This window comes from Methanosarcina baikalica (assembly GCF_031461075.1).
Taxonomy (GTDB): Archaea; Halobacteriota; Methanosarcinia; order Methanosarcinales; family Methanosarcinaceae; genus Methanosarcina; species Methanosarcina baikalica.
This window is the reverse complement of the sequence record NZ_JAVKPK010000019.1, coordinates 1-14,110: the sequence shown is the minus strand read 5'-3', so window position 1 is coordinate 14,110 and position 14,110 is coordinate 1. Positions and strand designations below refer to the sequence as shown.

General features: G+C 37.9%; 10 protein-coding genes, 2 pseudogenes and 1 riboswitch. Of the genes and pseudogenes, 6 read left to right on the top strand and 6 right to left on the bottom strand.

Annotation, left to right across the window (positions count from 1 at the left end; translation table 11 throughout):
- Nucleotides 1-2,968 precede the first annotated feature (2,968 nt).
- The 5 genes from RG963_RS06250 (at nucleotide 2,969) to RG963_RS06230 (ending at nucleotide 8,783) form a co-directional block, all read left to right on the top strand.
- Nucleotides 2,969-3,676 (top strand): ABC transporter ATP-binding protein, encoded by a 708-nt coding sequence (locus tag RG963_RS06250; RefSeq protein ID WP_310575417.1) that lies wholly within the window; start codon nucleotides 2,969-2,971, stop codon nucleotides 3,674-3,676.
- A 12-nt stretch (nucleotides 3,677-3,688) separates the two neighbouring features.
- A complete protein-coding gene (locus RG963_RS06245; RefSeq protein WP_310575416.1) occupies nucleotides 3,689-4,936 on the top strand; it encodes a COG1361 S-layer family protein in 1,248 nt (415 codons plus the stop codon).
- Nucleotides 4,937-4,976: 40 nt separating this feature from the next.
- Nucleotides 4,977-6,191 carry an ABC transporter permease gene (locus tag RG963_RS06240; RefSeq protein WP_310575415.1) on the top strand — a complete coding sequence of 405 codons (1,215 nt, stop codon included), beginning with the start codon at nucleotides 4,977-4,979 and terminating at the stop codon, nucleotides 6,189-6,191.
- Between the two features lie 418 nt (nucleotides 6,192-6,609).
- Nucleotides 6,610-7,479, top strand: a complete 870-nt coding sequence (locus tag RG963_RS06235) for an ABC transporter ATP-binding protein (protein WP_310575414.1) — start codon at nucleotides 6,610-6,612, stop codon at nucleotides 7,477-7,479.
- A gap of 47 nt (nucleotides 7,480-7,526) precedes the next feature.
- Nucleotides 7,527-8,783, top strand: a complete 1,257-nt coding sequence (locus tag RG963_RS06230; RefSeq protein ID WP_310575413.1) for a COG1361 S-layer family protein — start codon at nucleotides 7,527-7,529, stop codon at nucleotides 8,781-8,783.
- Between the two features lie 267 nt (nucleotides 8,784-9,050).
- Here the strand turns inward: RG963_RS06230 and RG963_RS06225 are convergent, their stop codons facing one another.
- The gene (locus tag RG963_RS06225; protein WP_310575412.1) at nucleotides 9,051-10,385 is read right to left on the bottom strand and encodes an ATP-binding protein; all 1,335 of its coding nucleotides are present in this window, start codon (nucleotides 10,383-10,385) and stop codon (nucleotides 9,051-9,053) included.
- Between the two features lie 799 nt (nucleotides 10,386-11,184).
- On the opposite strand from RG963_RS06225, the pseudogene RG963_RS06220 reads away from it, so the two are divergent.
- Nucleotides 11,185-11,406 (top strand): annotated as a pseudogene (locus RG963_RS06220) (IS4 family transposase); the annotation flags it as partial.
- Nucleotides 11,407-11,439: 33 nt separating this feature from the next.
- Here RG963_RS06220 and RG963_RS06215 read toward each other — a convergent pair.
- The 5 genes and pseudogenes from RG963_RS06215 to RG963_RS06195 form a co-directional block, all read right to left on the bottom strand.
- Complete coding sequence (locus RG963_RS06215) at nucleotides 11,440-11,838, bottom strand: DUF190 domain-containing protein (protein ID WP_310575411.1); 399 nt, start codon at nucleotides 11,836-11,838, stop codon at nucleotides 11,440-11,442.
- Nucleotides 11,835-12,233: a fluoride efflux transporter CrcB gene (crcB, locus tag RG963_RS06210; protein ID WP_310575410.1), complete on the bottom strand. Its 399-nt coding sequence runs from the start codon at nucleotides 12,231-12,233 to the stop codon at nucleotides 11,835-11,837. Before crcB ends, RG963_RS06215 begins: the two co-directional genes overlap by 4 nt.
- Nucleotides 12,234-12,248: 15 nt before the next feature.
- Nucleotides 12,249-12,320, bottom strand: a riboswitch (Fluoride riboswitch).
- 274 nt (nucleotides 12,321-12,594) lie between these two features.
- A complete protein-coding gene (locus RG963_RS06205) occupies nucleotides 12,595-12,780 on the bottom strand; it encodes a cation-transporting P-type ATPase (RefSeq protein WP_310575409.1) in 186 nt (61 codons plus the stop codon).
- 33 nt (nucleotides 12,781-12,813) lie between these two features.
- A pseudogene (locus tag RG963_RS06200) lies at nucleotides 12,814-13,707 on the bottom strand (IS630 family transposase).
- 83 nt (nucleotides 13,708-13,790) lie between these two features.
- Nucleotides 13,791-14,024 carry a ChaB family protein gene (locus RG963_RS06195; RefSeq protein ID WP_310575408.1) on the bottom strand — a complete coding sequence of 78 codons (234 nt, stop codon included), beginning with the start codon at nucleotides 14,022-14,024 and terminating at the stop codon, nucleotides 13,791-13,793.
- Between the last annotated feature and the right edge of the window lie 86 nt (nucleotides 14,025-14,110).

The following is a 14,110-nucleotide window of genomic DNA, read 5'->3' as shown; positions in this document are numbered from 1 at the left end:
AGGCCATGCTGCTGCCTGAGCAAACAGTTTGAGCCTGTGGTAGCAGGTCACTCAAAATGGTGACCAACTCTATCAAACATGTATATGTACTTCACCTGAGGAATCTTCCAGACCCACCAAAGCCCTGGCCGCTGATTTGTATTATCTTAAGCTTTATGATCTGTATAGATAGGGTGATTTTTGTGTAACTGAGATAGAAAAACATTATAATTCCCTCCATTCTTGGAATTTTGTTATTTCTCATTCAAATTTACTTACCTTCTGGCTAACTAAACTCAATTTTTGGATTATTTAGGATAGTGTGTGCTTTCGCCAAACCCCCTTCAATATATCCTTTTGATAGATTATACTCCCAGAAACTTACTTTTGGAACTATAGTTAAGCCCAAACAATCTTAAAAATTTCCAGCAAGAAGTTTAAGGATTTTAAGAACCTTAGATCAAATATCTGGACAATTTATAGTTATATATTGTCTAAATAAAGTATATTTAATTTATTTTAAGCTATGTGTTCCAATTTTAATTCCTTTTAGAGTATCAATATTAAAAAGTCATCTGAATTTATATATAATGTAAAGAACGAGAACTCCTTACAAATAATAGTCTTTAAATATTTCAAGATAGAGCCGTTTATTGAACTAGATATACAGAACGTCTAAACATCTCATTTATTTAATTAGAATCTCTAATTTCTTTGATGTAAGTCCCTTTTAGGAACCTATAATGTTTAAAAAATATTATACTATCCCGATTTTGGGCTTTTTAAATCAATTTTAAATTTTACGCCGTTTCTCTCTTTATATTTCAAAAAGTATATGTGAAATCTTAGGAACTTTTAAAAGAGCAAATATTAGGAAAATAAAAAGCAAGTAAAAAAGTGGCAGTCATATATTTCCTTTATAAAGATGAAGTCGCCTGAAAAGCAGGCAACTTCATACATATTATTTTTAGCTCTTTTATCAGATTACTGCTTAATCGCAGTAGTAGAGTTTGAAGCATTCAGCCGTATAGGTACGGCAGACGCTTGACCACAACATTGAAAAGGTCATATTATTTCCTCCAATCGTTTCCTGAGTTTGTTTATTCCGCCTGATTGTTATCTCTTAATTAGCATTCCTGCTTAATCGCAGTAGTAGAGTTTGAAGCTTTCAGCCGTATAGGTACGGCAGACGCTTGACCACAACATTGCAAAGGTCATATTATTTCCTCCAATAGTTTCCTGAGTTTGTTTATTCCGCCTGATTGTTATCTCTTAATTAGCATTCCTGCTTAATCGCAGTAGAAGAGTTTGAAGACTTCAGATGTATAGGTACAGCAGACGCTTGACCAGAACATTGCGAAGGTCATATTATTTCCTCCAATCGTTTCCTGAGTTTGTTTATCCCCCGTTATACCCAGGTCTTCTGCAATTTGGAAGTAGAATTTCCTGCAGAAACCTTTTAATTACAGTCTAATTAGCAGCAGCTCTCTTCGTAATAGAGTTTGAAGATTTCAGATGTATAGGTGCCGCAGACCTTTGACCATAACATTGCGAAAGTCATATTATTCCCTCCAATCGTTTCCTGAGTTTGTTTATCCCCCGTTATACCCAGGTCTCCTGCAATTTGGAAGTATAATTCCCTGCAGAAACCTTTTAATTACAGTTTAATTAGCAGCAGCTCTCTTCGTAATAGAGTTTGAAGATTTCAGATGTATAGGTGCCGCAGACCTTTGACCATAACATTGCGAAAGTCATATTATTCCCTCCAATCGTTTCCTGAGTTTGTTTATCCCCCGTTATACCCAGGTCTTCTGCAATTTGGAAGTATAATTCCCTGCAGAAACCTCTTTCACTTCTGCTTTAGAAAATCATTTAACCTATATTCAGTAAGAAGCCGAAGTTATTTGCAAATGTAAAGAGCTGGTCAAGGCCAAAGCCAATGATAATGCTGGGTAGGCTGAATAGCATATTTATTCCCTCCATATTTTATAAGTTTCAACATCGATAAATCATTTAACATATATTCAATAAGAAGCCGAAGTTATTTGCAAATGTAAAGAGCTGGTCAAGGCCAAAGGCAATGGTAATGCTAGGTATACTGAATGGCATATTTATTCCCTCCGTATTTCATAATTTTCTACACCGATGCTTGCTTAATGTTAGATATCTGAAACAGCATAGTTATCTGCACAGACTGTTTACTTTTTATATAATTCTCTATTATCAAGCCTCCATATTTCGCAGGCCCTGTCAGCTACTTACTAATATTACTATGTGAATTCAGTCTCATTTTGAGATTCACCGTTTGAACTTTTAGCTAACAGTGACTGTATATACCTATATATACAAAATTATATAAACTCAATAGAACTACTTCTCCTTACGAATAATAGTTCCTAAATATTTCGAGCGGAATTTCCGTTAACAGATATATATATTTTTAACTTTTTAAATGTTTAGAAGTTTAGAATTCAGTCTTACTTTGCGATAAATATTAAAATGTGTTCCAGGGCTTAGTGAAAAAATTTTTGAAAATGATTCTTCAGGCCACTTTAAGTCTGCCATTATCTTTACATAAACTATGGATATAGAATACAACCTAAATTTCTGGAAGCAGACTTCTGGATGGACTCATAAATTTTTTGGAAAAGGCCTCTTCTTTCATGAATTAATTACAGCTGTCTGTTCTCACTGTCTATATTTTGACTGATTTCATTTCCGGTAATTTTTGGCAAAGAATGGTATTTGGGACTGAATATATACATTTAAGAGTCAAAAACGGTGTAAGTAGTGCGCATTTTGAAAGTTCACTTTCGAATGCATGTTCTCAAAGCTATAAATCAATAGCTTTATGCCTTCAAATCGGATCTTTTGACTAAATTTGATAAGGCATAAGTTAAAATGGACTTCCTTACATAATAAGTAAAAGCATTGAGATTATCAATGTAATTCTTTCTATCACATTTCAGTAACTTTGGGAAAGGGGGATGTGAATATTAACAAAAATAGTTTGCCTGAGGACGGACTTCCTATTGTCGAAGTTTCCAATGTCAGGAAAAGCTATGTACCTGGGAGTCTGGAAATTCCGGTTCTCTCAGGTATCGATCCTAAAATTGGAAGAAGAGAATTTCTGGCTACTATGGGCCCATCAGGCTCTGGAAAAAGTACTTTTATGAATCTTATAGGCTGGCTTTACAGGCCTACTGAAGGACAGGTTCTTGTAAGGGAAAGGGATCTCAACAAAATGTCAGATGAGGAACTTGTCCGCGTTAAGGGGCTTGAAATAGGTTTTGTTTTTCAGACTTTTAATCTTGTCTCGCGCCTGACTGCCTTTGAGAACGTTTTGCTCCCTACCTTTGCTAATTCGAGGATTATCATTGATTCAAGGAAGCGTACAAAAGAGCTTCTGGAAATTATGGGACTGTACGACCGCATGCATCACAAACCGGGTGAGCTTTCGGGAGGCGAATCTCAGAGGGTCTCAAGTGCACGTACACTTATTAATGATCCTGCGATTCTGCTTGCGGATGAACCGACCGGAAACCTTGATTCTAGGACAGGAGCCGATATCCTTTGCATATTTATGGATTTGAATATGGAAGGAAGAACGATAGTAATCGTTACACATGATCCTGAAATTGCGAAATATGCTTACAGAGTTATCCTGGTAAAAGATGGAATAATTCAATACAATTGAAGGTGGAAGTATATGGAAATGATTAAGAAGAATGTTATTGCAACTTTTTTTTCTCTGCTTTTGATCTCCTATCTTTTTGCAGCTCCTGCGTCTGCATCTGTAGGGGGAGCTAACCTCAAAGTTACAATAATAGGAACAAACCCGTATCCTGCAAAAATAGGAGAATACCTTACTCTGACCATTCAGGTGGAAAACATCGGAGGAGATAAGGCCGACAATGTTGACATAGAAATTGTACCTCAATATCCTTTCTCTCTTGATTCCGAGGCAAATGCCATTCAGAACGTCGGAGTCCTCAATCCTGGCAGGACTGCTACAAAGGAATTTCACCTTTTTGTAGACAAAAATGCGCAGAAAGGAGTACGCTCTATTGACATTAGAACAAAAACAGGTAGAGACAACCCATGGAGTGAGAAAAGCTTTGACATCAGAATAGGTACTGAAACATTTAACAGTAAAGGTACAGTTGAGCTTAAGGAAATTGTTTCGGACCCCAAGGCTTTCATGCCCGGAGACAGAGGCACTATCACTGTAACTCTTACGAACACTGCAACTACTCCAACTGTCACGATTGATGGGAGTGACTTTGATACCAATGCCAGAATTCAGGCTGCTGTTTTAAGGCCTTTATCCGAGGGAATAATTGTTCTTGATGCCCCTTATGAAGATATGGGCCTTCTGGGGCCTGGAGATAGCATCAAACTGACTTTTAACATTAAGATTGCAGAGGATGCTGCAGAAGGAACTCACAACCTTGAACTTGCAATAGAAGGTAATTCCTTCGATTACAACAGCAGAAAAAATATTCCTATCAAGGTCGATTCTTCAAACATAAGAGTGATACCTTCAAAAGAACTTCAACTGATAAATGGACAAGCTACCCTTGAGTTCGACGTAGCGAACACCCACCCAAATGGATTTAACTCGGTAAGCATAAAACCTGAAGCAGAAGGAGTGAAATTTTATCCTGCAGAATATTTCATAGGGCCAATGAATCCTGACGAGCTTTTTACAATAGAATTTGACGCAATGGCAGACAATTCATTTAGTGTCGATGGGGAAGCTTCGGAAGGTATAAACATGAGCCTTACTGCAAACTATAGCAATGGAATCAACAGACATGCAAATACTGTCGGGAACCTTAATTTTACAAATGCTTCCGAGTCTCCTGAATCCAGTTCAAAAGCCGTACTTGCAGGTGGACTTATTATAATTTCTATTCCTGCAGCCTTCTTGTTTTACAGAAGGAGAAAACAATAGTTAAGGAAAAATTAACTGACATCATATTTGGGGGTAAAATATGATAAAATTCGCACAGGCAGCCCGTATAGCATCTGGAAGTATAGGAAGCGCTAAGCTCAGGTCTGCACTCACTACACTGGGAATAGTAATTGGCATAGCTGCAGTAGTTGTTAATGCATCTCTTGGTGCCAGTTTTAATCAGTTTTTTACTGATGAGATCTCTTCTGTAGGCTCTAATTTTATTATTGCAGCCAGCGAGCAGCCAAATCTCTTCTTTGATAACGAGTACAATCTTATGAAGAATACTCCGGGAATTACCGGCGTATCTCCCAGAAAATCAATGAGTGGAGATCTCACTTATCTTTCAGAGACTAAAAACGTGAATGTTGCAGGGGTCAACAAAGATTTTCAGGAGATCCAGGGCCTGCAGATGGAAGGGGGTACTTTCCTAACAGATAAAGATAGCTCATCTGCCGTTCTTGGGTATAATATTGCAAACGATGAGTTCAGTAAGAATATTTCCCATAGAAGTAGTGTGGAAATTGCTTTTCGGCAGTCGAACGGTACGGTTGTGACAAAAAATTTTAAAGTAAAAGGGATACTGAAAAATTCCGAGCCAACAGTTGTTAGTGAAGACAGCGACTATGACTTGACAGTTTTCATTCCCATTTCTACTCTGAATGAGATGACCGGGGAAAAAGACTATGGAGCTTTCCTCGCGATGGCTGATAGTCCTGAAAAAGTTCGGGACATTGCAGACGAAGTGGATAAAAGGTTCGCCAGAAATTTCGGAGTCCCGGAAAGAGAAATTGAGGATGAGGATTCAAAACCCTATTATGTCTTCAATCAAGCTGACATTCTTGAACAAACTGGAAAAATAGGAGATGCTTTAAATTCTTTCCTGCTGGTCCTTGCCTTAATTTCACTTTTTGTGGGCTCGATAGGGATAATGAATATTATGCTCGTGACCGTAACTGAAAGAACCCGAGAAATCGGAATAATGAAATCCGTAGGCTACAGCAACTCTAATATTCTCTCCCTCTTTTTACTGGAATCTGTAATGGTCAGTTTCTTTGGGGGGATCGTAGGCACTGCAATCGGAGGGATGGGAGCTTATGCCATTGAAAGTGTTCTCAAACTTCCTCCAGTATTTCCCTTAAAATTAATTGAAATCGGTATTGTAATTTCTGTCCTTGTGGGCATAACTGCCGGCTTATATCCTGCAAGAAAGGCTGCACGCATGAATCCGGTGGATGCTCTAAGATATGAATAAGAATCTATCCCGTGAATAGGGCTATTCTATTTCAAGAATAGCCGATTTTTATTTTCAGTCTGCTATTCTTTATAATTGGCCAGTTGGACATTAAGTGGATAAAAAGAAATTTTAAGTAGTTTCTTAATTATTAACTTATTAAGTATATTTAATGAATATAAATGAATGCTTATGAACATGTTAAAAAGAAATTAATTACATTTGTCAGTGGATTGGCAAAACCTGTGAAATAGACAACCTGACTAATGGAAAAAGTGATAATTCCTATTGAGAAAAACAATACATGTCTCTAGGCAGCTTAACGTACTGACAAATTTATTGCCTGATACTTAAGCTAAAAGTCAGAAGAGGCTATATTGTATGGGTAACTCAAATGCGGAGAAATTGATCCTGACATTTGAAAAACAGAGGAGTAGATATGGAAACGAAAATACCTATTGAAGACGTTTCTGCTCAAGGAGGTTCAATATTGGATACAGGAACCGAAGATCCCAGACTTATAGGGGAACTGCATTCGAAAGAAAACAACTTTACTTCAAATGAAAATCCCCTTAAATGTGAGTTGCGCCGTTCCAGACATCTGCAAAGTGATGGAGAACATACTACAGGAACTCCCGTTATTGAGGTTATTAATGTCAAAAAGAGTTATATCCTTGCAGATATGGAAGTTCCAATCCTTCATGATATAAACCTGGAAGTACGGGAGGGGGAATTCCTTGCCATCATGGGGCCTTCTGGCTCAGGAAAGAGCACCCTTATGAATCTCATAGGTTTTCTTGATAGACCTACAGAAGGAAAGATTATAATTAAAGGTCTTGATATCAATGAATTGTCTGACAAGGAAGTTGCCAGGCTCCGAGGATTGGAGATCGGTTTTATTTTCCAGACATTCAACCTGATTCCGCGGCTCACTGCTCTTGAAAATGTAGAGCTCCCTACCTATGCGAATATAAGGAGCGGAATCGATGCCCATGCAAGGGCGAAAGAGCTTCTTACACTGGTGGGGCTGGAGGACCGAATGCATCACAAGCCGGGTGAGCTTTCAGGCGGACAATCCCAGAGAGTTGCTATTGCCAGAGCTCTGATCAATGACCCTGCGATCCTGCTTGCGGATGAACCCACCGGAAATCTGGACTCAAAGACAGGCTGTGAAATTCTGAATATGTTCACAAGACTCAATGAAGATGGCAGAACCATTGTAATGATTACTCATGACCCGGAAATTGCAAGGTATGCGGACAGGATAGTGCTCGTAAAGGATGGGATAATTCAGAATAATTCAGAATAATTTATATTTAAACTTAATAATTTTAAGCTAATCGGGGTGGAATTATAATGACAAAAATCAAACGCCTATTTATTCTTTTTGTATTATCGTTTCTTTTTATCTCCTCTCTTTTTGCAGCTCCTGCTTCTGCATCTGTCGGGGGGGCTAACCTAAAAGTCACAATAATAGGAACAAACCCGTATCCTGCAAAAATAGGAGAATATCTGAATCTGACCGTTCAGGTGGAAAATATCGGGGGGGACAAGGCAGAAAATATTGACATAGAAATTGTACCTCAATATCCTTTCTCTCTTGATTCCCAGGCAAACGCCGTTCAGAACGTCGGAGTCCTCAATCCTGGCAGGACTGCTACAAAGGAATTTCACCTTTTTGTAGACAAAAATGCGCAGAAAGGAGTACGCTCTATTGACATTAGAACAAAAACAGGTAGAGACAACCCATGGAGTGAGAAAAGCTTTGACATCAGAATAGGTACTGAAACATTTAACAGTAAAGGTACAGTTGAGCTTAAGGAAATTGTTTCGGACCCCAAGGCTTTCATGCCCGGAGACAGAGGCACTATCACTGTAACTCTTACGAACACTGCAACTACTCCAACTGTCACGATTGATGGAAGTGACTTTGATACCAATGCCAGAATTCAGGCTGCTGTTTTAAGGCCTTTATCCGAGGGAATAATTGTCCTTGACGCCCCTTATGAAGAGATGGGCCTTCTAGGACCTGGAAATAGTATCACGCTGACTTTTAACGTTAAGATTGCAGAGGATGCTGCAGAAGGAACTCACAACCTTGAACTTGCAATAGAAGGTAATTCCTTCGATTACAACAGCAGAAAAAATATTCCTATCAAGGTCGATTCTTCAAATATAAGAGTGATACCTTCAAAAGAACTTCAAATGATAAATGGCGAATCTACCCTTGAATTTGATGTAGCGAACACCCATCCGAACGAGTTTAATTCTGTAAGAATAAAACCTGAAGCACAAGGAGTGAGATTTTACCCTGTGGAATATTTCATAGGGCCAATGAATCCTGACGAGCTTTTTACAATAGAATTTAATGCAGTGGCAGATAATTCCTCGGATTCCAGAAGGGAAATCTCTGAGCCTATAAACCTGACACTTTCAGCAAGTTACGGCAACGGAATAAATAAACACGAAAATATAGTAAGTAATATGTCTATTCAGTCTGTTGAGGAAACTAAGGGAGGCAGTTCAAATATGGTTATTGCAGGTTTATTACTTATTGTCGTTGTTGCTGCGGGTGTTTTTCTTTACAGAAAGAATAAGCAAAGTAAAAGGTGAGCGTCTTTGAGAATATAATATTTCCTATCGAGTAAAATCTTTCAGAAAACTAAATTTGCATAGATGGTTGAGGATGGCACAGTTAGGCAGTTCTTTCTGAAAGTATAACAGACAGTTTCAGGCTACGCTCTGCCATTGCGATCAAATCCTGCTAGGAACTGGAGAGTAATCACCAATCCCTAGCTTTAACAAATAATTTTTCAAATTATTTTTTTAATAATTAAAATATTCTTTTTTCGCTTTCTTTTTGGACAATAAGCCTTCTTTCTAGTCTATCGGAAGATTGAAAGTAAATGTGCTACCTTCTCCAACCTCGGAGTCTACCCAGATTTTTCCTCCGTGAAGGTCTATAAAGTTTTTGACTATATACAGTCCAAGTCCAGCTCCACCGTACCCCCGGGCTGTAGAAGAATCTACCTGGATAAAGGGCATAAAGATTTTTTCTTGATCTCCTTTTGACAACCCTATTCCACTGTCCGAAACTTTAATCTCAAGCATTCCTTCTTTTTTGCAGGCACTTACAATAATTTTTCCTTTCTTAGGAGTGAATTTTATAGCGTTGCTCATGAGATTGTACAGGATTTGCCTCAGTTTTGTTCTGTCAGCCCGGACACTTTCAATGGAAGTATCAACTCTTACTTCTACGCTAACTTTCTTATTTGAAGCAGGCGAGATGAGCCTCATTCTGACCTCTCCTATAAGGCTGGCAATATCAATTTCTTCATAGTTAAGATTCCCTTCACCGTCTTCGAGGCTTGAGATATCAAGAAGATTATTGATAATTTCCAGAAGGTTTTTCCCGCTTATGAGAATATTATTGACATATTTTGATTGTCTTGTGTTCAGAGATCCGAAAGCCCCTTCCAACAGCAAATCGGAAAAACCTATCACAGAGTTGAGGGGAGTCCGAAGTTCATGGCTCATGTTCATAATGAACCCATTCTTAGCTCGGTTTGTGGCTTCAGCGTCGTTTTTAGCTACGAGGAGAACTTTTTCCAGTTTTTGTTGCTCTTCTGGCTGTCCTAAACACTTCCATTTTCCTTTGATAAAAATGCCCTTTTCCTCCCCCTTTTCCTCCATTAGTTCAAGCAGTATGCTGCCCGAAAGTTCTTTAAGAGGAAGAGTACAGAGAAATGTGAGACTTTTGTTGCTACCCGACATACCTATTTCAACAGTCTTTCTGCACGTTTCAAGATCGGACTTAAGAGAAGTTCCAGCATTTTTAAGATCGAAATTCGTTCTAAATCCAGAAAAACCTCCTGAAATGGCTTTTTTACGTCCTGTTTCTAAAAGTTCTTTTACTGCTGATGCGAGGAGGATAGTGTTTTCCGGAAGTGATTCAGCAGACTTCAGGATATCTAATTGAGAAGAAACGAGATAGTGCTCGATGTCCACTGTCTTTTTAAGTTCATCCTTTGCTCTTTCAGTTGCCACATCATCCGGGGAAACCCATAAGCAATATTCTCCTCTTTCAATCCCTTGCTTAAAATAAGCAACAAGTAATTCGGTCAATTCTTCGATATCTTCATATACGGCAGAGATATGGGAGCTCTGCTGAACGCTTGAAAAAAGTCCGGGGTCTTCATTAATATTTTTTTGCAAAATCTTTCCCCTCCATGTGCTTACAGTAAATACGTTTTAAGTGGTATGCAATCGGGTTTGAATAGGGTATGAGACAGAGTCTACAAAGGTATAAACCGTAATATTCAGAAATTCCATGAGACTTAAAGTATTTTAAAATAATTTAAAAAATCCAGAGCAATATTTCTCATTTTAAGCTTGTGACACTTTGTACATATGCTTCGTTTTTTTAATGTATATCACTAGCATATATAAGAAATGTGCGAATATATACTGTTCTTTTAACAGCCATTTATTATATATTTGAGGATTAATATTTACAGGGGTCTTAGAAACCGTATGCAACGTACATGGTATTACACTGTCTGCAGGCTGATAACTTGAAATTCGGTACTTATATCAAATCTTAAACAGAGTTACAGCAGACAAGGGTGGAGAATTAGAGGGTTTTATGCTAAATGTAAGGCAAGCTATCAAAATATCTCTTGGGAGCATAATGAAGCGCAGAACTCCTTTCGGGCCTGACTACGCTTGTCATTATCATGGGGATTGCTGCACTGGTTGCAAACTTCTCTCTTAGGGAGAGCTTTAATATTTATTTTGAAGGCGAGATCAAAAGCTCAGGGTTCCAATTTTATTATCGTATAGAGTCAAGAGCAAAATCTCTTCTACAACACCGAACTGCAACTCAGATATATCACTATAGAAAGCGGGATTTTCATAACCGATCAGGATGCTTTTTCCGTAGCTATAGGGTCCAAGGTGGCAGATGAAAAGTTCAAAAGAATTTCCACTCGCAGCTCAATAAACGTTACGCTAAAGGACAGTGTCTTCAGGATTTAAAGTCGGCTTTATGGTAAGTGCAGTTGTTAATGGACCTAAAACCATTGCTCTGTACAATGAAAAACCAGCTGAGATAAAAACATTAAAAATCGGTTAGATCAAAGACCGTATTCTTCTTGTTGATCTTGATTTCTACAAAAGCCAAATGTTTGCAAGGGTTGAGGAAAATGGGGGATATTTTGTATCCGGAATTAAAAAGCCATTGTGAAAATTTTAATAATAAAAATGAGAATTAATTGACGATGGACGTCTTATTTGTGGTATCACTGTCATAAAATATAATTTTAACTTTTTCTTCTGTAATCAATCCTTGATTAATTATTTCGTCTAATTTTGGTCTTATTCGATCAATATTCTCTTCAAGATCAGCGACTTCAATAAGTATTGGCAAATCAGTTGACAAGCGTAGTATAGAAGTCGTATGAATAAAGCTATGTTTTCCGAAACCTGTTATGCCCCTGAAAACGGTTGCTCCGGCTATACCTTCCGCCTTTAGCATTTCAACAATATGCATATACAATGGCTTGCCTTCGTACCGATCGGATTCACCTATAAATATTCTCAATAATATGGCTGTAGACTCCCTTTTCATATGATTTCCCTCAATAGCTCTCATTTTATCCGTTTTCATTTCATTCCCCTCAATAGATAAGTGCTAAAGCTCAGAGCTGCAATTTTACCTGAGTATACAGCTAGCATAGAAAATAATACTGTCGATACTAAATTTATAGCCAAAAGTGTTAATTTTGAGTCGTCAAGCAACCTGAATGATTCGTAACCAAATGTTGATAATGTTGTAAAAGCTCCTATTACGCCAATTGTCAAAAATATCCTGGTTTCCTCACCAAAAAGACCCTGGTATTCAGAAAGGTACATTATTAAACCCAGAAAGAAACTGCCAATAGTGTTTATAATTAGTGTCCCTACAGGGAAACTAACAAAGCCATTCTGTATCCATCCACCTAAAGTGTATCTAAGGATAGCACCTATGAAGCCGCCTATACCTACCAATAAAATAGTATACACAATAAAACCTCAATAATTAATGTAGAAGTCATCAGCGTAAGCGGTTCAGACTGAAGAGTCCAGGCGGACTTCATCACCTATAGGATACCTTTTTCCTGCCATTAAATAAATAGCTTATGAAAGAACGCACATTGAAAACTGCAAAAACTCACCTTCCAGCCCGGCTTAACACCCCCGACGATCACTGCTCCTTCGGTCGGGTCGCCATGCACCGTGCAGCGTTCATCGCGCTCATGTAGCGCGGCGTTACTAGCACAGTTGACGGCTGAAAGCGCACGTACAAACTCGAGCTGGAGCGTACCATCAATCTTCCCTCCTCCTTCCCGGAGTACTCCACCTTCGGGAGCATAACCCGTACCGCCTAAATTAACGGCCCGCCCACTGTAACAACCGTGAGTAAAGTCATCTCGTTCTTTGTGAGAGTGCCTGTTTTATTGGAGGCAATAACATTTGCCGAAATTAGTGTTGCGATAAGCAGCAGGATAACGAGCACATATTGAAATTGCGCGAGGAATTTTCTAAAGGCAGGCACCGACTTCTCCTTCATCAACTAGTGCATCGATTCCTAATTAATTCCATTTTAGATTGTTATTCCACCAGGCATTTCATCCCTTTCTTCCATTTTGTATCTCCACGTAAATAGAACTGGTTTTTCGTTAATTTGGTTTATATATTGACTAATTCTTTCTCTTAATTCATTTATTGAGTCTACTCTTATTCCTCTAAACACACTTCTCACCATTTTACTGAAAAAACTCTCAATAATATTCAACCACGAAGCATGTTTGGGCGTGAATACGAATTCAAATTTATCAGGAACTGTTTCCAGGTATTGCCGAGTTTCTTTTGATGTATGTATTTTATGATTATCCTGAATAATTATGATTTTTTCTTCTGGATGTATTGACTCCAGTTCTTTGAGATATTCAACGAATTCACAGCTTCTATATCTCTCAAATACTTTATAATGAATTTTCCCAGATATCAAGTCAATTCCAGCTAATAGTGAAAGGGTTCCATGTCTGATGTATTCGTAATCCCTTGTCATTGTAGAATAATGCCCTTCTACTGGCATAAGATCTGGATAAACATTTCCAATTGCTTTAATGCATGTTTTTTCATCACAGGAAAAAATCGGTCTCTCTAACTCTCTATTTTTTTTAATTTCGTTTAGTTTTTTACTTCTTTATAAGTGTCCAAAATACCCAATCTTTTGGTTTCATACATGTGATCGTGATAACCCATGAACGAGATCTGCCTGTAATCTTCTTGGTCTTCAACCTCCCGTTTTATCCTTCACGCTTTCTCTAACTCAAAAATCCAAAACTCTTTTTATTTGAGTTCTTACGATATTGTAAGCAATGTTTAATTCCAAAGAGATTTCAGCATTGTTTGCTGCCTGAAAACTTAGAATAATTTTAGCTCGTTAAACAAGACTTTCTGGTTGACTTCTGGAATTACTTAACTTGCTCAAGTAATCTTCTTCTCAAGTAGGTAAGTCCTATAAATAACTTTTAGCAAGTTTTGCTTTGCAGACTTAAATCCGAAAAGTGCGCTTTAGTCTTTCTTTTTGATCCAGTTCCCTTTAGAATCCTTTTCATAAACTTTCTTAACTGCATTCCAAGCAACCTTATGAGCAGTCTCTTCCCTCGATGTATCTCCTTTTCTTTCAGAGGGTTCTTTATATTCCTCCCATGCATTATTGAAAGCTTTCCTGTAAATTTCTTGCCCATGTTCAGGTAAGTTCTCTCTGACTGTTTCCGGTAGTTCAGAATTGCTCTTATATGACATTTATTTCCCCCATTTAGATATGAGAAATTATTTTAAAAACATTTGTATGACTTCGTTAATCTTTAAGCCTTCTTTTAGTATAAGAT

What these genes read in the sequence shown, in the direction of transcription:
- RG963_RS06245 (WP_310575416.1), top strand. Translation starts at nt 3,689, where the DNA reads ATGGAAATGATTAAGAAGAATGTTATTGCAACTTTTTTTTCTCTGCTT.
- RG963_RS06240 (WP_310575415.1), top strand. Translation starts at nt 4,977, where the DNA reads ATGATAAAATTCGCACAGGCAGCCCGTATAGCATCTGGAAGTATAGGA.
- RG963_RS06235 (WP_310575414.1), top strand. Translation starts at nt 6,610, where the DNA reads ATGGAAACGAAAATACCTATTGAAGACGTTTCTGCTCAAGGAGGTTCA.
- RG963_RS06230 (WP_310575413.1), top strand. Translation starts at nt 7,527, where the DNA reads ATGACAAAAATCAAACGCCTATTTATTCTTTTTGTATTATCGTTTCTT.
- RG963_RS06215 (WP_310575411.1), bottom strand. Translation starts at nt 11,838, where the DNA reads ATGAAAACGGATAAAATGAGAGCTATTGAGGGAAATCATATGAAAAGG.
- RG963_RS06205 (WP_310575409.1), bottom strand. Translation starts at nt 12,780, where the DNA reads ATGAAGGAGAAGTCGGTGCCTGCCTTTAGAAAATTCCTCGCGCAATTT.
- RG963_RS06195 (WP_310575408.1), bottom strand. Translation starts at nt 14,024, where the DNA reads ATGTCATATAAGAGCAATTCTGAACTACCGGAAACAGTCAGAGAGAAC.